This is a genomic window from Phyllobacterium sp. YR620, from assembly GCF_900104165.1.
Lineage (GTDB): Bacteria > Pseudomonadota > Alphaproteobacteria > Rhizobiales > Rhizobiaceae > Phyllobacterium > Phyllobacterium pellucidum.
The window spans coordinates 270379-291022 of sequence record NZ_FNJP01000003.1 but is presented as its reverse complement, the minus strand read 5'-3'; the positions used below and the strand labels follow the sequence as shown (position 1 = coordinate 291022).

22 protein-coding genes are annotated in these 20644 nt (G+C 58.9%); 7 read left to right on the top strand and 15 right to left on the bottom strand.

Annotation, left to right across the window (positions count from 1 at the left end; genetic code table 11):
* Positions 1 to 128: 128 nt before the first annotated feature.
* The 3 genes from clpX to BLR72_RS13190 form a co-directional block, all read right to left on the bottom strand.
* Positions 129 to 1403 (bottom strand): ATP-dependent Clp protease ATP-binding subunit ClpX, encoded by a 1275-nt coding sequence (gene clpX / locus BLR72_RS13200; protein ID WP_027232449.1) that lies wholly within the window; start codon positions 1401 to 1403, stop codon positions 129 to 131.
* A gap of 208 nt (positions 1404 to 1611) precedes the next feature.
* A complete protein-coding gene (gene clpP / locus BLR72_RS13195) occupies positions 1612 to 2241 on the bottom strand; it encodes an ATP-dependent Clp endopeptidase proteolytic subunit ClpP (RefSeq protein WP_027232448.1) in 630 nt (209 codons plus the stop codon).
* 130 nt (positions 2242 to 2371) lie between these two features.
* Complete coding sequence (locus tag BLR72_RS13190; protein WP_091949224.1) at positions 2372 to 3475, bottom strand: NAD(P)/FAD-dependent oxidoreductase; 1104 nt, start codon at positions 3473 to 3475, stop codon at positions 2372 to 2374.
* An 88-nt stretch (positions 3476 to 3563) separates the two neighbouring features.
* Between BLR72_RS13190 and BLR72_RS13185 the strand changes: the two genes are divergently transcribed.
* A complete protein-coding gene (locus BLR72_RS13185) occupies positions 3564 to 4808 on the top strand; it encodes a cytochrome P450 (protein ID WP_244506696.1) in 1245 nt (414 codons plus the stop codon).
* Here BLR72_RS13185 and BLR72_RS13180 read toward each other — a convergent pair whose 3' ends face one another.
* The 5 genes from BLR72_RS13180 to BLR72_RS13160 all read right to left on the bottom strand — a co-directional run bounded on the left by BLR72_RS13180 (position 4809) and on the right by BLR72_RS13160 (position 8415).
* Positions 4809 to 5153, bottom strand: a complete 345-nt coding sequence (locus BLR72_RS13180) for a cupin domain-containing protein (protein WP_091949218.1) — start codon at positions 5151 to 5153, stop codon at positions 4809 to 4811.
* Positions 5153 to 6439: an O-acetylhomoserine aminocarboxypropyltransferase gene (locus tag BLR72_RS13175; RefSeq protein WP_091949215.1), complete on the bottom strand. Its 1287-nt coding sequence runs from the start codon at positions 6437 to 6439 to the stop codon at positions 5153 to 5155. Before BLR72_RS13175 ends, BLR72_RS13180 begins: the two co-directional genes overlap by 1 nt.
* Before the next feature lie 152 nt (positions 6440 to 6591).
* Entirely contained in the window at positions 6592 to 7029 is a 438-nt protein-coding gene (locus BLR72_RS13170) for a CoA-binding protein (RefSeq protein WP_027232443.1), read from the bottom strand.
* Positions 7030 to 7035: 6 nt separating this feature from the next.
* Positions 7036 to 7851 carry an enoyl-CoA hydratase gene (locus BLR72_RS13165; RefSeq protein ID WP_091949212.1) on the bottom strand — a complete coding sequence of 272 codons (816 nt, stop codon included), beginning with the start codon at positions 7849 to 7851 and terminating at the stop codon, positions 7036 to 7038.
* 15 nt (positions 7852 to 7866) lie between these two features.
* Positions 7867 to 8415: a hypothetical protein gene (locus BLR72_RS13160; protein WP_091949209.1), complete on the bottom strand. Its 549-nt coding sequence runs from the start codon at positions 8413 to 8415 to the stop codon at positions 7867 to 7869.
* A gap of 53 nt (positions 8416 to 8468) precedes the next feature.
* Here BLR72_RS13160 and BLR72_RS13155 point away from each other — a divergent pair, with 53 nt between their 5' ends.
* Complete coding sequence (locus BLR72_RS13155) at positions 8469 to 8924, top strand: PaaI family thioesterase (RefSeq protein ID WP_091949207.1); 456 nt, start codon at positions 8469 to 8471, stop codon at positions 8922 to 8924.
* 15 nt (positions 8925 to 8939) lie between these two features.
* On the opposite strand, the gene BLR72_RS13150 is transcribed toward BLR72_RS13155, so the two are convergent.
* Genes BLR72_RS13150 through BLR72_RS13140 form a run of 3 tightly spaced genes read right to left on the bottom strand, consistent with a single transcriptional unit; the run spans position 8940 to position 12205 of the window.
* Complete coding sequence (locus tag BLR72_RS13150) at positions 8940 to 9575, bottom strand: Isoquinoline 1-oxidoreductase subunit (protein WP_091949204.1); 636 nt, start codon at positions 9573 to 9575, stop codon at positions 8940 to 8942.
* A gap of 11 nt (positions 9576 to 9586) precedes the next feature.
* Positions 9587 to 11743: a xanthine dehydrogenase family protein molybdopterin-binding subunit gene (locus BLR72_RS13145; protein WP_091949201.1), complete on the bottom strand. Its 2157-nt coding sequence runs from the start codon at positions 11741 to 11743 to the stop codon at positions 9587 to 9589.
* Positions 11744 to 11746: 3 nt separating this feature from the next.
* Positions 11747 to 12205, bottom strand: coding sequence for a (2Fe-2S)-binding protein (locus BLR72_RS13140; RefSeq protein WP_027232437.1), 459 nt, complete (start codon positions 12203 to 12205; stop codon positions 11747 to 11749).
* A 410-nt stretch (positions 12206 to 12615) separates the two neighbouring features.
* On the opposite strand from BLR72_RS13140, the gene BLR72_RS13135 reads away from it, so the two are divergent.
* Positions 12616 to 13407: a DUF930 domain-containing protein gene (locus tag BLR72_RS13135; protein WP_175492356.1), complete on the top strand. Its 792-nt coding sequence runs from the start codon at positions 12616 to 12618 to the stop codon at positions 13405 to 13407.
* Positions 13408 to 13520: 113 nt separating this feature from the next.
* Positions 13521 to 14093 (top strand): HdeD family acid-resistance protein, encoded by a 573-nt coding sequence (locus tag BLR72_RS13130; protein ID WP_036814795.1) that lies wholly within the window; start codon positions 13521 to 13523, stop codon positions 14091 to 14093.
* A 9-nt stretch (positions 14094 to 14102) separates the two neighbouring features.
* On the opposite strand, the gene BLR72_RS13125 is transcribed toward BLR72_RS13130, so the two are convergent.
* Positions 14103 to 14780, bottom strand: a complete 678-nt coding sequence (locus BLR72_RS13125) for a pentapeptide repeat-containing protein (RefSeq protein WP_091922994.1) — start codon at positions 14778 to 14780, stop codon at positions 14103 to 14105.
* A 185-nt stretch (positions 14781 to 14965) separates the two neighbouring features.
* Positions 14966 to 15376 carry a cupin domain-containing protein gene (locus BLR72_RS13120; RefSeq protein WP_091949195.1) on the bottom strand — a complete coding sequence of 137 codons (411 nt, stop codon included), beginning with the start codon at positions 15374 to 15376 and terminating at the stop codon, positions 14966 to 14968.
* A gap of 218 nt (positions 15377 to 15594) precedes the next feature.
* Here BLR72_RS13120 and BLR72_RS13115 point away from each other — a divergent pair, with 218 nt between their 5' ends.
* Positions 15595 to 16020: a hypothetical protein gene (locus tag BLR72_RS13115; protein WP_027232432.1), complete on the top strand. Its 426-nt coding sequence runs from the start codon at positions 15595 to 15597 to the stop codon at positions 16018 to 16020.
* Here BLR72_RS13115 and BLR72_RS13110 read toward each other — a convergent pair.
* The gene (locus BLR72_RS13110) at positions 16012 to 16983 is read right to left on the bottom strand and encodes an HAD family hydrolase (protein WP_027232431.1); all 972 of its coding nucleotides are present in this window, start codon (positions 16981 to 16983) and stop codon (positions 16012 to 16014) included. The two genes, BLR72_RS13115 and BLR72_RS13110, sit on opposite strands and share 9 nt — an antisense overlap.
* A gap of 255 nt (positions 16984 to 17238) precedes the next feature.
* On the opposite strand from BLR72_RS13110, the gene BLR72_RS13105 reads away from it, so the two are divergent.
* Positions 17239 to 17829: an ankyrin repeat domain-containing protein gene (locus BLR72_RS13105; RefSeq protein ID WP_027232430.1), complete on the top strand. Its 591-nt coding sequence runs from the start codon at positions 17239 to 17241 to the stop codon at positions 17827 to 17829.
* A 44-nt stretch (positions 17830 to 17873) separates the two neighbouring features.
* Positions 17874 to 18383, top strand: coding sequence for a YHS domain-containing (seleno)protein (locus BLR72_RS13100; RefSeq protein ID WP_027232429.1), 510 nt, complete (start codon positions 17874 to 17876; stop codon positions 18381 to 18383).
* Between the two features lie 7 nt (positions 18384 to 18390).
* Here the strand turns inward: BLR72_RS13100 and BLR72_RS13095 are convergent, their stop codons facing one another.
* The gene (locus tag BLR72_RS13095) at positions 18391 to 20607 is read right to left on the bottom strand and encodes an adenylate/guanylate cyclase domain-containing protein (protein ID WP_091949192.1); all 2217 of its coding nucleotides are present in this window, start codon (positions 20605 to 20607) and stop codon (positions 18391 to 18393) included.
* Between the last annotated feature and the right edge of the window lie 37 nt (positions 20608 to 20644).

Here is a 20644-nt window from a genome sequence, read left to right as displayed (position 1 = left end):
TTTCGAACAGCGCTCGATGGTGTCAACCAACCTCATGCAACCTTTAGCGCAATTCAGCCGACATATAAAACAGAAAAGCTCCGCAGGTGTGCGGAGCCTTTCGCATTTAGCAGCCAATCTCTCCGCGATCAGGCGGAAACATTGCCTTTCTCTTCCTTGCGTTCGGCATAGATGTAGAGCGGGCGTGAATTGCCCTCCACCACATCGCCGGAGATGACGACTTCCTGGACACCGTCGAGCGTCGGCAATTCGTACATCGTGTCGAGCAGGATCTTCTCCATGATCGAACGCAGGCCGCGTGCGCCGGTCTTGCGGGCAATCGCCTTCTTGGCAATCGCCTTCAACGCGTCCTCGTGGAACGTCAATTCGACGTTTTCCATGTCGAACAGGCGCTGATACTGCTTGACCAGGGCGTTCTTCGGTTCAGACAAAATCTGCACCAGAGCGACTTCATCAAGGTCCTCGAGGGTAGCGATGACCGGCAGGCGGCCCACGAATTCAGGAATGAGGCCAAACTTCAACAGATCCTCCGGCTCGAGTTCGCGGAAGATCGCGCCGACGCGACGATCGTCCGGAGCCTTGACCGAGGCACTGAAGCCGATGGAGGTCTTTTCGCCGCGAGCCGAGATGATCTTGTCGAGACCAGCAAAGGCGCCGCCGCAGATGAACAGGATGTTCGTCGTGTCGACCTGCAGGAATTCCTGCTGCGGATGCTTGCGGCCGCCCTGCGGCGGGACGGAAGCAACCGTACCTTCCATGATCTTCAGCAAGGCTTGCTGCACGCCCTCGCCCGACACGTCGCGGGTGATCGACGGATTGTCGGACTTGCGGCTGATCTTGTCGACCTCGTCGATATAGACGATGCCGCGCTGCGCCCGCTCGACATTGTAGTCGGCAGATTGCAGCAGCTTGAGGATGATGTTTTCGACATCCTCGCCGACATAACCAGCTTCCGTCAGCGTCGTCGCGTCCGCCATGGTGAATGGCACGTCGATGATGCGTGCAAGCGATTGAGCCAGATAGGTCTTGCCGCAACCGGTCGGGCCAACCAGGAGGATGTTGGACTTCGCCAGTTCGACTTCATTGTTTTTCGATGCGTGCGCCAACCGCTTGTAGTGGTTGTGCACAGCGACAGAGAGAACACGCTTGGCATGGCTCTGACCGATGACATAATCATCGAGAACAGCCATGATTTCCTGCGGCGTCGGGACGCCTTCGCGGGATTTCACCATCGAGGATTTGTTTTCCTCGCGGATGATGTCCATGCACAATTCGACGCATTCATCGCAGATGAATACAGTCGGGCCCGCAATCAGCTTGCGAACTTCGTGCTGGCTCTTTCCGCAAAACGAGCAATAAAGCGTATTCTTGGAATCGCCGCCGCCGTTGCTGACTTTGCTCATTGCAGTTTCCTTTCAGTATCGGCCCCGCTCTCTCAGGACCGTCACTTCCAACCGACGGAAGTGAATAGACGTATGCAGATCGGGCTTCCTAACTCACAATGGCTTAACGTAGCGTCTGTTGGCCTCTATGCAAGCCGGTTGTGTGGCAGAAAGTCCGCATCGGTGTCAAAAAATGTTCATTTCAGACCCCGATGCGGGAATTAGCCGGTTACTTTATCTCGCCTTCCAGAAGTTCGCGGGACTCAAGCACCTTGTCGATCAAGCCGAATTCAAGTGATTCCTGTGCCGTCATGAAATGGTCGCGGTCGAGCGTGCGCTCGATCGTCTCATAATCACGCCCCGTGTGCTTCACGTAGATTTCATTGAGGCGGCGCTTCAGCTTGATGATGTCCTGGGCATGGCGCTCGATGTCGGAGGCTTGTCCCTGGAAGCCGCCCGAAGGCTGGTGCAGCATGATGCGGGCATTCGGCAGGGCAAAGCGCATGTCCTTTGCGCCGGCCGTCAGCAGGAGCGACCCCATCGAAGCGGCCTGACCGAAGCAGAGCGTTGCCACGGCGGGGCGAATGAACTGCATCGTGTCATAGATTGCCATGCCGGAGGTGACGACGCCGCCGGGGGAGTTGATATACATGTTGATTTCTTTTTTCGGATTTTCCGATTCAAGGAATAGCAACTGCGCGCAGATCAGCGTCGCCATGCCGTCCTCGATGGGTCCGGTAATGAAAATAATGCGTTCTTTCAGCAGGCGCGAGAAAATATCATAGGCCCGCTCGCCCCGATTGGTCTGTTCGACGACCATAGGCACGAGGTTCATAGCTGTTTCGATTGGATCTCTCATCGGTGGGCCTCAGCGTTTTGAGAATAATGGGGCATGCCCCAGATTCGTGGATGACACTTTCGATACATAGGGCTTCGCAACCCGTTTCCGCAAGATCCTCGCGTGACCATGCCGGGCGGGTTGCCAGCGATCATGCCGCTTCCGCGCGCAGCCAGCGCTGCAGCAAGGGCAGGCTGCCATCGTCAAGGGAGCGGGCGACGCGCCTGCCGACAGCCGCACCAAACTTGTAGCCATGGCCGGAACAGGCTGAAACGATTAGGCATTTTCCGATTTCCGAAGCGAAGAAGCGCTCATCGGCGGTAAACGTGTAAGCGCAGGTGACCACGTCCACCACTCTGTACTCCGAAAGCCGCTTCATCGGCGGCGCGAAATGAGCGCGTATGGCCTCGCCCTCACCTTCCGCCGCTACACGGTCGAGATCAGCGTCGCTGCTCTGGCGCTTATGAAGCCCGGTTCCGAATTTGAGACCACCACCGCCGCTTGCCGGTATGATGTAACCGTCAGTACCCCCGCCGACGTCGAGGACCACGGGCGAATTCTCCCATGCTGACCGCAAGTCCGCAGGCGGGTCGAGATAGACAACAGCGGTGCGATAGGTTGTCAGGTTTGTTGCAAGCTCCGGGAAGAGTTTGGTGACCCAGGCGCCTGCGGTGACGATCACGCGATCCGCTTCGATGACTGTGCCATCGGCGAGGCGGACTGTGGCCAAATCCGTGTCGACCGAAACGACCCGGGCGTTTTCCATGACCCTCGCGCCCTTTTCGCGCAGCCAATGCGCCAAGTCCGTTGCGATTTTTCGGCAATGAAGCGCGCCGCCCTCCGGCGAGAAGAACGCGTAGCGGAACGTGCCTTCCTCAAGATAGGCGTAGCGCTCAACGGCATCCCTGGGCTCATAGATTTCGAGCGGATAGCCTCCCTGCTCAAGCCCTTCACGATATTCATCCGTGTCATCGCCGGCCTCCCGCGATACGCAAATGAAACCGCGTGGATCAAGGTGGCTCGTCCCAATATCGTGCCAAAGCTCGTCCCAGGCCTCGTAGGCTTCGGAGATGGCGTCGGCATATCCGCCGGCCTTGCCATAGGCCCGGCGTATGATGCGGTGGTGGTCGCCCGAGGCGGCGAGCGGATTGGGGATCGGCCCCTGTTCAAGGAGCGTGACCAGATGGCCGGCCTTGGTCAGGGACCAAGCCGTCGACAATCCGGCGATGCCAGCGCCGACAATGGTGATTTTCATGGTGGGATTCCTGTATCAGTCTTGGGGGCTGAAATATGAAACGATATGTAGTGAATGCTCAACCCCTGATCACGCACGGAAAATACCAATGACCCTCCCCGCATCGTTTCGCCACGATCCCGAACGCCGCCATCTGCAGCTCGATCCGCGGGACCCGAGCTTCTTTCAGGACCCCTACCCGGCCTATGCGCACCTCCATGCGGCAGGTTCCAGTTTCTTCTGGGAAAACTACGGATTCTGGTGCTTCATCGGCTACGATGCCGTCAACCGGCTGTTGCGTGATCGGCGTTTCGGCCGGGAAAAGCGGCACAGCGATGCCGATTCGCAAGGCAGAGCCGGCGACCGCTCGCATCTGACGGATTTCGACCACATCGAGAAGTTCTCGATGCTTGAACTCGAGCCGCCGGTCCACACGCGGTTGCGCACGCTGGTCAATCGCGCTTTCGTTTCGCGCCAGGTGGAGCGGCTGCGCCCGCGCATCGAGGCATTGGCAAACGATCTGATCGACAAGTTCGAGCCAAGAGGCCAAGCCGACCTGATCGCGGAATTTGCCACGCCTATTCCCGTGACTGTTATCGCGGAAATGCTTGGTGTGCCGACGCAAGCCGCGCCGCAGCTTCTGGATTGGTCGCACCGCATCGTTGCGATGTACATGCATGGCCGAACCCGTCAGTCGGAAGAAAGCGCGAACGCCGCCGCGGCGGAATTCTCACAATTTCTGCGCGACTATGCCGGCAAGCGCCGGTCAGAACCCGCCGACGACCTGTTGAGCCTCTTGCTTGCCGCGGAGGCAGACGGGGCAAGGCTGACGGAAGACGAACTCATCACAACGGCCATCCTGCTTCTCAACGCCGGCCATGAGGCAACGGTGCACCAGACCGGTAATGCGGTTAAGACCATCCTTGAAAGCGGCACAAATCCCGCAAGCCTTCTGGCCGATGCGGAAACCACGGCCAAAACCGGGGAGGAATGCATCAGGTACGATGCACCGCTCCACATGTTTACCCGCTATGCCTATGAGGCGATCGATCTCGGGGATGGCATCACGCTCAAGCCCGGCGACCAGATCGGATTGATGCTCGGCGCTGCCAACCGCGACCCGCTGGTCTTTCAATCGCCCGAAACTTTCCGGCCCGAGCGCACGGACCAGAAAAATCTCTCATTTGGCGCAGGCATCCACTTTTGCATCGGCGCGCCGCTGGCGCGGCTTGAACTGCAGGTGGCGCTCAAGGTGCTCTTCGACCGGCTACCCAATCTGAAGCTTCGCGACGTGCCGCGCTATCGCAACACCTACCATTTCCACGGGCTCGAAAGGCTCGACGTCACCTGGTAATCAAAGCCTGATCACATATTCCTTGCGCGTCGTCTCCAGGACTTCCCACGTTCCGCGAAATCCCGGGCGCAAAACGAAACTGTCGCCGGCACCGAGGTGATGCGGGTCGCCACCTTCCTCGGTGACAATGGAGCGGCCTGAAAGGATGTGGCAAAACTCCCACTCGTCATAGACGATCTGCCATTTGCCCGGCGTCGCCTCCCAGATGCCGGCATAGAGGCCGCCATCTGCCTCCTCGGCGTTCCAGGTGCGGAATTGCGGATTACCCGAAACGACCCGGTCCGCCGCAGGGGCACCGCGTTCCGGCTCGATTCCGTCAATGCCGATTTTAACGAGATGCCCCATTAGCCTGCCTTGCTCAATGCCTGTTCGAGATCGGTGATGATATCTTCAACGCTTTCAATGCCGATGGAAAGTCGTACCACATCGGGCCCGGCCCCCGCCGCGACCTTCTGTTCGTCGCTTAGCTGGCGGTGGGTGGTGGAGGCTGGATGGATGACCAGCGATCGCGTATCGCCAATATTGGCAAGGTGCGAGAAGAGTTGCAGCGCCTCGACGAATTTGACGCCGGCATCGTAACCGCCGCGCAGGCCGAAGGTGAAAACGGAACCAGCGCCCTTAGGCGCATATTTCTGCTGCAATGCGTGATAGGAGTCCTCGGGCAGGCCGGCATAGCTGACCCACGCAACCCCCTCCTGCCTTTGCAACCATGTGGCGACCGTCAGGGCATTTTCGGCATGGCGCTGCATGCGCAGCGGCAAGGTCTCAATACCCGTGAGGATCTGGAACGCATTGAACGGCGAAAGCGCCGGACCGAGATCGCGCAGGCCAAGAACGCGGCAGGCGATGGCAAATGCAAAATTGCCGAAAGTTTCGTGGAGGACGGCGCCGTTATATTCCGGTCGCGGCTCCGACAGCAGGGGATAATTGCCGGATTTCGACCAGTCGAAGGTACCGCAATCGACGATGATCCCACCCATGGAATTGCCATGGCCGCCGAGAAACTTGGTGGCGGAATGCACAATGATATCGGCGCCATGCTCGATCGGCCGAATGAGATAGGGCGACGCGAGCGTGTTGTCGACGATGAGCGGGATGCCGCGGCGATGGGCTATCCCGGCGATGGCCGCAATATCCGTAATGATCCCGCCCGGATTGGCGATGCTTTCGATGAACACCGCCCGCGTACGATCATCGATCTGCGCTTCGAACGAGGCGGGATCGTCGCCCTCCGCCCAGCGCACCTGCCAGCCAAATGATTTGAAAGACTGGCCGAACTGGTTGATCGAGCCGCCATAAAGCTTGTTCGACGCAACGAAATTGTCGCCCGGCTGCAGAAGGGTGTGGAAGACCAGAAGCTGCGCCGCATGACCGGAGGCAACACTCAGCGCGGCAGTGCCCCCCTCCAGCGCTGCGACCCGTTCCTCCAGCACCGCATTGGTTGGGTTGGTGATGCGCGAATAAATATTGCCGAAAGCCTTCAGCCCGAACAGCGACGCAGCATGGTCGGCATCCTCGAAGACGAACGCGGTCGTCTGATAGATCGGCGTCGCGCGTGCGCCTGTCGCAGGATCGGGCTTGGCGCCAGCGTGAACGGCAAGTGTTTCTATTCCGGGTGCGCGATGCGCCATGGTGTTCCTCCTGTCGGGATAATCGGGCAAACTATGGAATGACGACGCTGGAGCCTACAGCGCATGTTTGCAAAGCAACATCGACCAATTTCAGCCCAAGCTTGAGATTCCAATGCCTTGGACAATGGTTTCGGTGAAATCGAACCGGCGGCTCACCCCTGATCGAGACCGAGCAATGCATACTCTATGGCCGGGCAGCGATCCATTACCACAGTCAGACCAGCCGTTTCGGCTTTGCGCGCCGCACCCTCGTCGCGCACCCCAACCTGCGCCCAGAAGACTCTCGGGCGCTGCTCCAGCGCCAGGACCTCATCGACGAGTGCGGGGAGAGCCGCCGAATTGCGGAACACATCGACCATGTCGAACGGCTCGGGAATATCGGCAAGGCGGGCGTAGACCGTTTGGCCATGAATCTGCTTGCCCTTGTGCCCGGGATTGACCGGAAAGACCTTGTAACCCTTGGCAAGGAGGAACTGCATCACCGTGTTGCTGGGGCGCGACTCATTTGGAGACGCACCGACAAGGGCTATGGTCTTGACCGAAGTCAGGATGCGGCGGATGAAACTGTCGGAATAGTGGTTGTGGTCCATGAGGGGTTACTCACCTTTCCACTCGGGCGAACGCTTCTCGATAAAAGCATTGATACCCTCTTCTGCGTCTCGCGCCAGCATATTCTCCACCATGATCCCTGCCGCATAGTCATAGGCTGCGGTCAGCCCCATTTCGAGCTGACGGTAAAATGCCTCCTTGCCGATCTTCACGGTCAAAGGCGATTTTGCTGCAATGCTTTGCGCATATTTCCTGACAATCTGATTGAGATACTCCTGCGGCACGACGCGATTGACAAGGCCGAATTCGCGCGCCGTCGACGCATCGATGGTTTCACCCGTGAGCAACATTTCCATCGCCTGCTTGCGTGAGACATTGCGTGAGAGGGCGACCATGGGCGTGGAGCAGAAGAGCCCTATATTGACGCCCGGAGTGCAGAATGTCGATTTGTCGGAACAGATCGCCAGATCGCACGATGCGACGAGTTGGCACCCCGCCGCGGTCGCAAGCCCATCGACAGACGCGATGACCGGGCGCGGATGGCGGACGATTTCCTCCATCAGTTCTGCACAGAGGCGCATCGTGGCGTCAAAGAAGGCGCGGCCACGATCTTCGTCACTCCGATGCGCGGTCATTTCCTTCAGATCGTGCCCGGCGGAAAAAAGCTTGAGGCCGGACCGGAGGATGATCACACGCACACGTTCGTCCTCGCGCGCAGATCGCAACAGGTCCAGCAGCATCTGCATCGTGGCAAGCGAAAGCGCGTTTGCCGGAGGATTTTGCAAGGTCAGCAGCAGAATGCCGTCCGACAGTTCCGACGCGATCATCGGCTCTTCCTTGCGGATGGCGTGAATTTCTCCCATCGAACTCCTCTTGGATTATTGGCCGGGCGGTGCCCAAAGATCATAAAACGGCTTCAGCGTTCGCAGATGGCGCTGGACGATTGCGAGGTTCTCTGGCGTGGGCCTCGCGCTTTCCACCCGCGCAAGACCCGCCTTCAAGCCGTTGATCATATCAGCCTTTTCCTGATCGTTAAGATTGGTCATGGCAGGAATGGCGTCAATCGCATTTTCTACTTCAAGGCGCGGATCGGGATTGGTCGCCCAATGATAGGTCACCATGATCGTGTTGGTGGTGTTTACCCAGTCGGTAAAGTTGGCAAAGCCGAATTCGGCCGCTGTCTCATCAAGCGCCGCCTGGCGCTGGGCCGCCTCACCCTGCCCGTTTACCTCCCTCGCCCGGGCCGCAACCGGTGCGAAGCCATAAAGAAAGCGCGTGATCATGTCTTCCGTCAGCGCAACGGGACGTTCCGGCAGGCTGAACGGCTCGATCGCCTGCATGGGCGGCGGCGGGGTTTGAGTAGCGAGCACCCCGACATAGACGAGTGCGGCGATGCACGATGCAACAACTAATCCCGGCGGTTTCATGCGCTCATCCTTGTCAAGACGATGCAGTTGCTTAGTTTGAAAATAGCAGCGAAATGCTAAAGAAAACAATCGGGAGGGCTATTGTGGCACCGTTGATGGACGTCGAAGCGCTGACATCGTTTCTGGAACGTGAATTTCCGCAGGTAAATGCTGACGGTATGACATTCATCGTTACCGACGCAGGTGAGGGCTTCGCCTCGATGCGTCTCGATCCGAAGGACCGTCATCTGCGGCCCGGCGGAACGGTGTCGGGGCCGACACTTTTCGCCCTCGCCGATCTTACGGCCTATGTAGCAATCCTCGCGCAGATCGGTCCGGTAGCGCTCGCTGTCACGATCAATCTCAACATCAATTTCCTGCGCAAGCCGGAGCTCGGCGCGATCGACGCCACGGCACGCGTGCTGAAGCTGGGCAAACGCCTCGCTGTCGTCGATATCTCCATTACAAGCGCCGTGAGCGGCGAACTCGTCGCCCACGCCACGTCGACCTATTCGATTCCACCTAAATAACGGATTGGCGCATGCCTACGACGGGCAAGCAGCGCCCGTCTCGACCCAGGCGCGGATCAACTCGCCGAATTCGGCTTGCGTGCCCGGCACGGGCTCACGTCCCTCGCCCGGTTGCCAGCCCCATCCGACAAGATCGTCATGGGCCATATGCTCGACAATCTGGTCGAGCGTCTTGCCGCCATTGCGCTGCGGATCCTTGATCTGGCTGCAAATTTGACCGAGCGACTTGCCCTCCCAGGCCATTTCGATGGGCGCCAGGTGCCAGTTGCCATTACCGGGGATGCTCTTGATGGTTTCGGCCTGCCCTACAACCTTGACGTTTTCCGGGCCATGGCAGGTGCTGCACATCATGCCGGGGACGCCCATGCCAGCCTCGCCGCGCGTGACCGGCGGCTGGTGCACATGCATCGACATCGACTGCAGCGGCCTGTCGGTCGCCGGATGGCAGTTCACGCAGCGCGGATGCTGGATCACCTTGCCGGCCTCTTCGAAGAGCGCCACCGAGCGCTGATTTTCATCAGCAATAGCCTGAAAGGCAGAGGCCGGTTTCAGGGCGTTCACCGGATTATCCTGCGCCATCGAGATATTCGAGACGGCAAGGGCGGCATTGATGGCAACCGCCACGGAGATGTAAGCGAGGTTCCTGTTCATGGCGCGCCCCCTCAAACCGAGCCGATACTGACGATCGGCAGACGCCGCACGGCGCCATGGCCGAGGCGGCGCCAGGCGTTGGCAATGGCCGGCCCAACAGGCGGAACCCCAGGTTCACCGACACCCGTTGGTTTTTCGCTTGAAGATATGATCGCGACCTCCACCGCAGGCATCTCGTTGATGCGCAATGAACGGTAATCGTGGAAGTTGGACTGCACGATCTTGCCGCCTTGGCCGAGCGTGACGGCGTCGAAAAGAACCGCACCGACGCCATAGCCGATGCCGCCCTCCATCTGCGCCTTTATGACGTTGGGATTGATCGCCACACCGCAATCGACGGCGCACCAGACCTTGTGAACCCGCGGCGCGCCATCATCGCCGGTCGATACTTCGACGATCTGCGCGACATAGGTGCCGAAGCTCTTGACCACCGCAACACCGCGCTGGCGCCCATCAGGCACGGCGGAACCCCAGTCGGCCATTTCGGCAACCTTCTTCAAGGTGCCCATATGGCGCGGCTCCTTGCTGAGGAGCGCAAGCCGTCCCTCGACGGGATCCTTGCCCACCTTCTGCAGTAGCTCGTCCATGAAGGTTTCGACCGCAAAGCCCGTGTGTGTATGACCGACCGACCGCCACCAAAGCGGCGGCACGGCAAGGGAAACATTGTGCGAGATAACGCGCAGGTTCGGTATGACATAGGGCAGGTTCGCTGCTCCTTCGACGGAGGTTTCGTCGAGGTCCGCCTTGGCCATTATGGATTGGCCGACGATTGTTTGATCCCAGCCGACGACATTGCCATTCGCGTCGATCGCTCCGCGCATCCTGTGCATGTACATCGGCCGATAGAACCCGCCGCGAATATCGTCTTCGCGCGTCCACATATGTTTCATCGGTCGCTTGCCGTCGGTCGCGGCGAAAACTGCAGCAGCTTCGGCGATATAGGGCGAGCCAAATTGCGCCTTGCGACCGAAGCTTCCGCCGGCGAGCTGCGTGTTGACCCGCACCTTCTCAGGATCGAGGCCGAGCACCTGCGCGGTGACCTTCTTGTCCATCGTGGGGAACTGCGCGCCGTTAAAGACATCGACCGATCCATCGGCCGCCTTGATAAACACCGCATCGAGCGGTTCCATGGGCGCGTGTGCGAGGAATGGAAAGACGATGTCAGCTTCGAGGGTCTGCACGCCGTTGCCGCCGAACGACTTTTCAACGTCACCGGTGTTGGCGGCTTCATGTCCATCCGTGCCGAAAAGCTTGGCGAAATCGGCGGTGAGTTGGTCGCTTGAACGTGTTTCGGCCTTGGACAGGTCCCACTCGACCGTGAGCGCGTCGCGGCCCTTCAGGGCGGAAAAAGTGCTCTCGGCATAGACCGCGACGCCCTGCGGGATTGTCTTGACGTCAAGGACGCCGGGGATCTTGCGCGCTGCCGCGTCATCCACCGACTTGACGGTCGCACCGAATTGGTCCGGATGGGCGACGACAGCATAGAGCATGTTGTCGGCGGTTATATCGAGGGTGAACACAGCCGTGCCATTGGTTTTGCTTACCGTGTCGAGCTTCGGCAATTCCTGGCCGATAAGCACGAAGTCCTTGGGGTCCTTCAGTTTCGGCTCAGCGGGAGGGGTCTGCGTGGCAGCCTTGTCGGCAAATGCGCCGAAGCCGCTTTCCTTGCCGGACCCCGCATGTTTGATGCGGCCCTTTTCAACCGTGATCTCGGCTGCGGGAACACCCCACTCGGCAGCCGCCGCGGCAACCAGCATGGCGCGTGCCGTTGCGCCCGCCTTGCGCAATTGGTCATAGGAATTGGCGATCGACGTCGAGCCGCCTGTGCCCTGCAGGCCAAATGCCAGATTGCCGTAGATCTTGTCGTCGGCCGGTGAATGAACCGCGCGCATTTGGCTCCAGTCCGCATCGAGCTCCTCGGCGACGATGGTCGAAAGCCCGGTAAAAGGTCCCTGGCCGAACTCGATGTGCTTGGAGAGCACGGTAACGGTGTCGTCGGTGCCGATCTTTATGAAGGCGTTGATCTGGGAAAGGCTCTTGTCGCCTCCCGCCTGTACGCCCTCTAACGCGGAGGCGCTGAAGACTTTCGGCGCGAGTGTGAATCCGATGATGAGGCCAGCGCCGGCGAGAAAGGAACGGCGCGTCGCTGTGAGAGCATTGAAGGTCATGGCTCAGCCCTCCATCGTGTCGGCGGCGTTGTGGATGGCCTGCCTGATGCGGTGATAGGTGGCACAGCGGCAGATATTGCCGGCCATCGCACCGTCGATATCCTCGTCGGTGGGCTTCGGCGTCAACTGCAAGAGCGACACGGCGGACATGATCTGGCCTGACTGGCAATATCCGCATTGGGGAACGTCTATCGCGATCCATGCCTTGCGAACCGCCTCCGCTTCCTTGCCCTCGATGCCTTCGATGGTGATGACCTCCGATCCATCGACCGTCGAGATCGGCGTAATGCAGCTGCGCCGGGTCGATCCGTCGAGATGGACGGTGCAAGCGCCGCACTGGGCGATGCCACAACCGTACTTTGTGCCTGTCAGTTTTTCGAAATCGCGCAGGACCCAGAGCAGTGGGGTATCGGGATCCCCGTCGAAAGTCCGTTCCTGTCCATTTAGCTTGAAGGTAATCATGGCGAACTCCGCATCTGGCTTGCAACGCTTGTGCTTGCTTGAGTTGGTGTCTTCGTGGAGCTAAAGGCATAACATGATTTTTTTCGCCTGCGCCACGCGATGTCATCACCTCACGCCATCGTGAGAGTGCTGCATCCAGCGCGGGATCACCCTGCCTGCAGCCTTGCTCGTTTGTCCGGCCTGATCGGGGGCTAAACGTTCGTAGCGCGTGGAAGTTGCGCCGCTCATGCTGAACTTTTAGGATCCGATTGATCGGGAAACAGTCGATGCATGAGTTCGCGGAAAAATCGTCAAGAAGATTGGGATGGGGCGCCCCCCTTTCCGCGATCGTGCATGTAGGTGTGATCCTGTTGCTGGTGCTGGGATTGCCTATGCCCTCACCGGTCACAACGCCTCCGCAGGAGGTAGACGTGACACTTGTGCCGCCTCCGCCGCCACCGGCCCCGCCGCCACCCAAGCCCCAGGAGAAGCCGCCTGAAACGGCTAAACCTGCCAAACCGGTCGAGGTGTTCGAATCTGCTGCCGCAAAGACAGACCAGAACGTGAAGGAGTCGCAGCCGGCGCCGTCAGCACCGAGCGATCCTGTCGAAGACCCGACTGACAAGCCTGCCGAACCGGAAAACAAGGCCGCTGCGGGTGGAAAGCCCACAGAAGCCGCGCCGAGCGCACCGGACCGGACAAGCCCGGACGGGCTTGCTGCGGCCGATGCCAAGGCAGCCGAGGCGAATGCTGCTGCCGCGCCGAATCCGGCTCCGGCTCCAACCGCGTCTACCGCCCCAAAGCCGGATGAAAGCAAGAAACCGGCTGCGGCCAAGCCTGCGTCGCGACGCGGCAAACTTGTGGTGGCGCGCGAACTCTACTCCGCCGGGGCGCTGTTCGATCCGCGCGTCATGCAGGCGCTCGGGCGGTTGCCGCCGCGACAGCGCATGAAGCAGGTGTGCATGATAGAGGCGCTGGAACAAATCCGCCGCCAGAGGCCGGGAACGGACATACTTGTTCCATTTGGCGCGAGCGGAAGCAGCTATACCGCCACGACACTCGATGCCATCGGTGGTGCGTTCCGCAACGGTTCTAACTGGTACGACCTCGACTTCCATTGCAAGGTCGATAATGAGGGAACCAAGGTGGTCGCTTTCAGCTACGCGATGGGTAGCCTCGTGCCGAAAAGCGAATGGGTCAGGCGGCAGTTTCCTCTCGATTAGATCCTGATGATGGCTCTCCGCACGCACCGTTACTGTTACGTACTTGTTCCGACAGCGTAACCTCGCGAAAGTCGCCACATTTCAGTCGATCAATTTCCATTTGGAGAGCAACGATGTCGATGTCATTGGATCAAGCAGCCGAAGTCTATCGGGAAGCCATGCGGGCGACCGTCAAGCGGTATTCCCTGTGGTATCTGATCGAAGGAATATTGCTCGTCGTTGCGGGCGTTCTGGCGATCATCTATCCGGTGTTCTCATCCGTCGCGGTTATTCTGTTGCTTGGCTGGTTGCTTATTTTCAGCGGCATCCTGCAATGCATAGGGCTGTTCTATGCCCGCCATGTCCCGAATTTCTGGCTGCAGCTCATTTCCGTCTTCCTTGCCGTGCTGATCGGTTTCCTGTTCCTGCGCGATCCGGCGCAGGGTCTCGTTACAGTGACCTTGCTGCTTATCGTCTTCTTCATGATCGAAGGCATATCGAAGGTGGTCTTCTCCCTGACGATCCGGCCCTTCCCGCATTGGGGTTGGGTTCTCGTCAGCGGCATCATAGGCATTCTTCTGTCGCTGTTCCTGCTGATAAGCCTGCCGGTTACAGCGCTCTGGCTCATCGGTTTGCTGCTCGGCATCCAATTGATCAGCGTCGGAGGGGCGCTGGCGCAGCTCGCCTGGAAAGTACGCCATAGTTGAGGCGATTTGTCAGTTGTCGCGATCGTCGGGCGGGCACGGCCATCCCGACGGCGGGTTGAGGCCGGCAGGCAATTTGGTTTTGGCGTCACCGCAGGCGAGTTCGATCTGTCCCTGTTCCAGCCCCTGCGCCGCCGAGAGATCGAGCCCCTCGATCCGCGTCAGATACATGAAGGCATGGTCGAAGATGATCGGTCCTTCAAATGTTGCATGACTAAGGTCTGCCCGGGACAGATTGGCCAGCGAGAAACGTACGCCGGTCAGGATGGCGTCATCGAAATCGGCGCGTCCAAGCTCGGCTTTTTCGAAATTCGCTCCCGTCAGCTTGGCCTTAGCAAACCCGGATCGTTGCAGTTCCGCACTGGCGAAGTTGGCGCCTTCAGCGGAAATGCCGGTGAAATTGCTGCGGTAGGCCTCGACCTTGGAGAAGTTGGCCTTCTCGGCTGCGGCACCGGCCAGCGAAGCCCGTACCAGTGTCGCCTTTTCGAGGTTTGCCGATTTGAGGTTGGAGTTGCTGAGATCGGTAGAGGCAAAATCGGTGCTGAAGAGCTTGGCACCTTCGAGTTCGCTGCCGGGAATCATGATGTTGCGCTTCGTGCAATCGGTCCAGTCCAAACCCGGCGCTGCGGTGGAACCGCAATCTGCCGCCAACGCAGGTCCCAGCGGCAATATAGTGCAACCTGTCAACATGCAGGCGGCGAGGAACGCGCTCCGCCGCTTTACCGGAGCTGAGACTTCCATCACCACTTCCATTGAGACGCTCATACCGCACTCCGATTCTGTCACGCCATGGCAGCCAAGATAGCGCAGCGCATTGCCGAAACCAATTGATCCAACAGGCAAAAATACATTACCTCCGGCTCACGCGTATGCTGCTAGGGCACGACCGCATCGAGTTCCGGCAAAAGGACAACGCTTTCCTGCTCGTTTGGATCCGTGCGGGCAATAATTGCCGTGCAAGGCGTGTTGCTGAGATTGGCCGGCAGATGCGGCACGCCTGGAGGAATATAGAAAAGCTCGCCCGCATGGACGACAATGTGTTCCTTGAGCCCTTCGCCGTACCAGGTATGTGCCTCGCCCGACAGCATATAGATCGCCGTTTCGTGGGCCTCGTGCATGTGCGCCTTGGCCCTCGCGCCCGGAGGAATCGTCAATATATGCATGCAAATTCCCGTCGATCCGACCGTCTCGGCGGCTATTCCTTCAAAGTAATTCAGTCCCTGTTTGCCGCCGTAGGTGTGATGCGGTTTGACCAGCCGGCACGTCGGTTTAGATTTTACGTCCATCATCGCCTCCAAGAGAGGTAAGGGAAAGTCATGCACGTTTTAACCGCCAGCATAGCATGCAATGGCTGGGAAACCGCTGTGAAAACTGCCGTGGTTCACCCTCACGGGTGATGCGGCGAACCGGCGGTTCGATCAGTATCCTTCCGCAAGCCAATGATTCGTCTTACTCATTATGCGTGCCCTGCGTCAGACCCTCGGTTGAATGTCAGGAGAACTGCATGCCGGACAGACACGAATTCTATCGTATCGAGATTTGCGGTCGCACATTTACCGGTACCGTCCACGCTGACGGTCCATACCTCAAACTGCTCGAGAGCCGCACCTTCGGTTATGGCGCCCCGCTGCGCTCGCATCTGGTGCTGTCGAAGGTCCCCGGCAGGCGCTACTACGCCATCTGCAGAAATTCCGAACCGCTCATATCGCTTCCCCTCTTCCTTGATGAGGATGTGGAACTGCTTGCCAGGGAATTCGGCATACCGATCGATGACAGATCCCGTCACTATTCATTTGAACGCAGCCCGGCCTCGCGAGCGCTGAAGCAATGGTCGTTGCAACACCCTGAAATCGCTCGCGCCTGTTCGGGCCTGACGTCGCTCGTCCCTCGCTGGTACCAGGCAGGCCGTCGCCGCCTCGCTTCACTTTGACGGCGGGAAAATCACCTTCCAGTCGTTCTTCATGCTGACGACCTGCCAGCCCTTTGCGACTGCTTCATCCCAGCCTTTGTCGAACTTCGCCAGCTTGTCGGTGCGGTCGTAGGCATATTCGCGCTCGGCGTCGTCATGATGGATATAGACCGCCAGCCTCGCACCGCTTCCTGCGGTTGTATATTCAAGCATCTCCCGGTCGCCGTCGGAGTTGCCGATGGCCATGATTGGCCAGCGTCCAATGAAGCGATTGATACCAACGGGCTTGCCGGGACCGTCATCGATGAATTCGACCTTTGGTTCCTTCATCAACTCAGGCTTCCCGTCAGCCCCAAGCTGATATTTAACGACACCGGAGGAACCAATCACCTGCTCGGGCGGCACGCCATAGATCTTGTCGGCAAAGACGCGCATGAACTCAACGCCTCCGCCCGACACGATGAAGGTGCGGAAACCATTGTCGCGCAGGTAGGCGAGCAATTCGAGTTGCGGCTGGTAGACGAGTTCACCGTAGGGCTTTTGACGGACCGGATGTTTTGCCGTGGCAAACCAGTCGGCGACGGTCTTTGAAAATGCCTCTGTACTCATACCGGCGTGGGTCGCCGCCATGATTTCGAGCATGCCTTTCATGCCGGAGGCCTCGACCCCGGCGAGATCGTTGGCAAGAACGGACTTAAAGGGCTCCGTGTCCTTCCACTCGGGATGCTCCGGCGCCAGACGCTTGACTTCGTCCAAGGCAAAGAAAAGTTCAAAAGGCACAGGCTTTTCTGCCCATAGCGTGCCGTCATTGTCGAAGACGGCAATGCGGTCTACTGGCGCTACGAAATCGGCCGAACCATCGGTCGTGACGCGCTTGACGAAATCGACGATGGCTGTGCGGTTTGGCCCATCGTTCCAAGACGGCAGCGGGTCGGACTGTGCAAGGGCTGAACCCGCGTTTAGGAGCAGAAAGACGAAAAGAATTGCCCAAACCCTGGCGAGCCCATGAACGCGAACCCATCCCAATTTTGTGAAATTTCCCACGGCGACCCCTCCTGGCAACAGGTAACTTTCACTCATAAACGCTCGCGGCCGGCACAACTGGAAGTACGTAACTGTAACAATTCGAACAGCGCCTTTCGGGTGAAGCAAAAGCCTAATCCTTGTCCGGTGGGTATCGCCGTGATAATTTGTCGTCATTCCGCTCAAGAGAATCCGAGATAGGGCGGAGGATGTGGGATGAAGATTCTTTATGGTTCCGTTCTAGGTATCCTGCTTGGGATCACAGCCGCATGGGCGGGTCCGCTGCACGATGCTGCCAGGGACGGGGATGTTGCTCGCGCGAAACAACTGATCGACCAGGGCGCAAAGGTGGGCGAACCCGATGAAACGGGCGAACCGCCATTGGTCATTGCTGCATTGAATGGTCGCAAGGATGTGGTCGTGCTATTATTGGAACGTGGTTCCGATATCGAGATCCGTAACAAGGGCGGCCTGACCGCTTTGCATGCTGCTGCCTATGGCGGCCATCTCGACGTGGTGGAATTGCTCGTTTCGAAGGGCGCTGCAGTCAACGACCAGAAGAACTTTTATCACATGTCGCCCCTGCATGCCGCCTCCGAGGAGGGCCATGCAGATATCGTTGCATTTCTCCTGGCGAACAAGGCCGAGGTCGAGGCAACGGAACGGAATGGCTACACGCCTCTAAGCCAGGCGGGCTGGCGTGAACATTGGGATGCAGCCGACCTTTTGATCAAGGCGGGTGCTGTCTGCCAGAAGGCCGACCTTGTCGGCGAGCGGCTTTACGACGAATGCACCAAGCGCAAATAGCGCGACGTTGCGGGCCGTCCAGATTCATGAATTGGAGGATTGGAATGTCAGATCACAGGCGGAGACACGCGATAGCGTTGGCAGCGGCCATTGGCATGCTTTCGTTCGCACAGCCCGTTGTGGCCGAGGAATTCGTCAACACCGGATATTTCGGAGACGTGGCGATAAAAGGGTACGATCCGGTCGCCTACTTCACCCAGCATGACGCCGTGCAAGGCAACCCGCAATATTCATATCATTGGCTGGGCGCGACTTGGCAATTTGCCAACGCCGAAAACCGCGACCTGTTCAAGGCGGATCCCGGCAAATACGCCCCGCAATATGGCGGCTATTGCGCTGACGGCGTTTCCTTCGGCACGGTAACGACCAACATTGATCCCAAGGCATGGCGCATAATCGAGGGCAAGCTTTACATCAGCTACGACCCCGGTACGGCAGAGGGCTTCGAGAAAAGCCCGACCAAGCTTACCGACTCGCAAAAGCACTGGTCGGAGGTCGAGCAGACACTTGTCTCTGAAAAGCAGGACAAGAATTGGGAAGCTCCAGCCAACTAGATCTTTGCTATAAGGGCGCCACGGAAAAATACTTCAAGGATTGCGGCGTGACCTGGATATAATCCAAGTCGCGCTCGTCCGTTGTCGTATTACGGTAAACATAGCCGCAGACGGTGCGGTCGCGAAAATACCCCGGGTATTTTTCGCAAAGCCGATTGCCCTGGATTTCAACTGCGCCCGTGATGTTGGTATTAGCGCTCCGGTAGGCGGTATTACCTGCACTGTCGAAAAACTGGACGAACTGCGTACCGTTCCGGTGCTTGCCGGCCCATTTCTTGCTATTGACCAGGTCCTTCAACTGGGATTCGGTCAATTGGTCGGCCTGATTTCCCTGGAAATCGAAGGGCCATTGCGGCACTCGCGCCGCCTTCAAGCCGGCAAGATGGTAGTCCAGATCCTCCTTCTGCCAGTAATCGTATAGATAGCTGTAATAGGTCAGGTTGGCGTCCGGGAAGAGCGTCATCAACTTCGCCTTTTCTTCAGCTGCCGGCGTCAGCTTCCCCTCATCGACATAGGCGGCGGCGAGATATTCGCGCGCCGGCTCCGCCCGGGGAAGCGAATCGCGCGCCGCCTCGAGCAAGGGGATCGCGCGCTCGTTCTCGCGCGAGGTGTAGTAGACAATCCCTGCAAGCAGTTTGAAGCTGGGTTCCGGCGACGGGTCGAGCCGCAGCGCGCGGTCCATTTCCGTCACCGCCTGCCCGCGGCTGCCGGTTTGCGCAAGAATGAGAGCAAGGTTTGCCACAGCTTCCGGGTCATTGGGCTGGGTTGCGACGGCCCGGTTGGCGGATTCCCGCGCCTCCACTTCACGGCCATCGACGAGTTGCAACAGCGCAAGCACGGTATGGGCCCTAGCATTGTTTGGATCGATCTTCAGTGCCTCACCAGCCGCATCATAGGCAATCTTGCGCGCGACCGCCGCCGACCAGAGAAAATTATAGTCGTTGCGCCATACGTCAACGGCGACGCGCGCTATGCCTGCATGGGCGTTGGCAAAACGTGGATCGAGATCGATCGCCTTCTGATAATATGACAGGGTTCGCCGGTAAGTCTCGACATCCGCATAGAAAAACCCCTCCTGCTCGGCCCGCATGTAATAGTCGTAAGCTTCGAGATTATCGGTGGGGATGCGCGCGAGCTGGTCCCGTTCGCCCTCGCTGAGCTTCACCTCGAGCGCGGATATGATCTTGCCGATTACATCGTCCTGTACGGCGAAGAGATCGGCATATTGCCGGTCGTACCGCTCGGCCCAAAGGGACAGGCCCGTTACCGCATCGATGAGCTTGACGTTGATGCGCAGGCGGGTGTCCGCCCGTTGCAGGGTGCCTTCAAGAATATAGTGCACGCCGAGTTCCGAAGCGACGTCCTGTATCTTGTTTGCCGATGTGCTGACGGCGAACACGGAATGGCGCGCGATGACGAAGAGGCCGGATACTTTCGAAAGTTCGGTGATGAGATCATCCGTCAGGCCTTCAGCAAGATGATCATGTTCAGTGTCTCCGCTGACATTGATGAACGGCAGAACGGCTACCGACGGTTTGTCGGGCAAGGGATAGGCAAAACGCTGCACCGGCGTCGCTGGCCATATCAGGGTCCAGGGCTTGAACCACAGCGCTCCCCCGGCAAGCACAAGCATAAGGAACGCGGCCGCGGCAGGCACCCGCCAGTTGAACTTCTTTTTAGGCGCTCCAAGCGTCTTGCCCGCAGCGGATGGATCGAGCACGACACGATAGACGCGTACCGGTTCGGCAATGCTCTTTACCTTCTGTTCGCCAAGAGACACATAGCCGACGGGCAGTCGCGATTTGACGTGATCGTAAGTGGTTCCGGAGATGGCGATGCCCCCAGGCTCGGCAAGTGCCTGGATGCGATCGGCGATGTTGACGCCGTCGCCATGAATATCGTCGCCCTCAACGATGATATCGCCAAGATTGACGCCGATGCGAAAATCGAGGCGATGACCGGCGGGTTCTCCTGCGTTTCTCTTTGCTTTCTCCTGCTGGATCTCCACCGCACAGCGCAAGGCATCGACGACGCTATGGAATTCGACCAGCACCCCGTCGCCCATGGTCTTGACCAGACGGCCGTGGTGGTTGGCAATCTTGGGTTCAAAGACTTCGTACAGATCGCTCTGGAACCTTGCGCGGGTTCCTTCCTCATCGATCTGGCTCAAGTGGCCATAGCCGGCAACGTCGGCGATGAGCACGGCAGCTAGGTGACGTTCCATTTCACCGTTTTTCCCCGGAGCACAATGTCACTCCTTC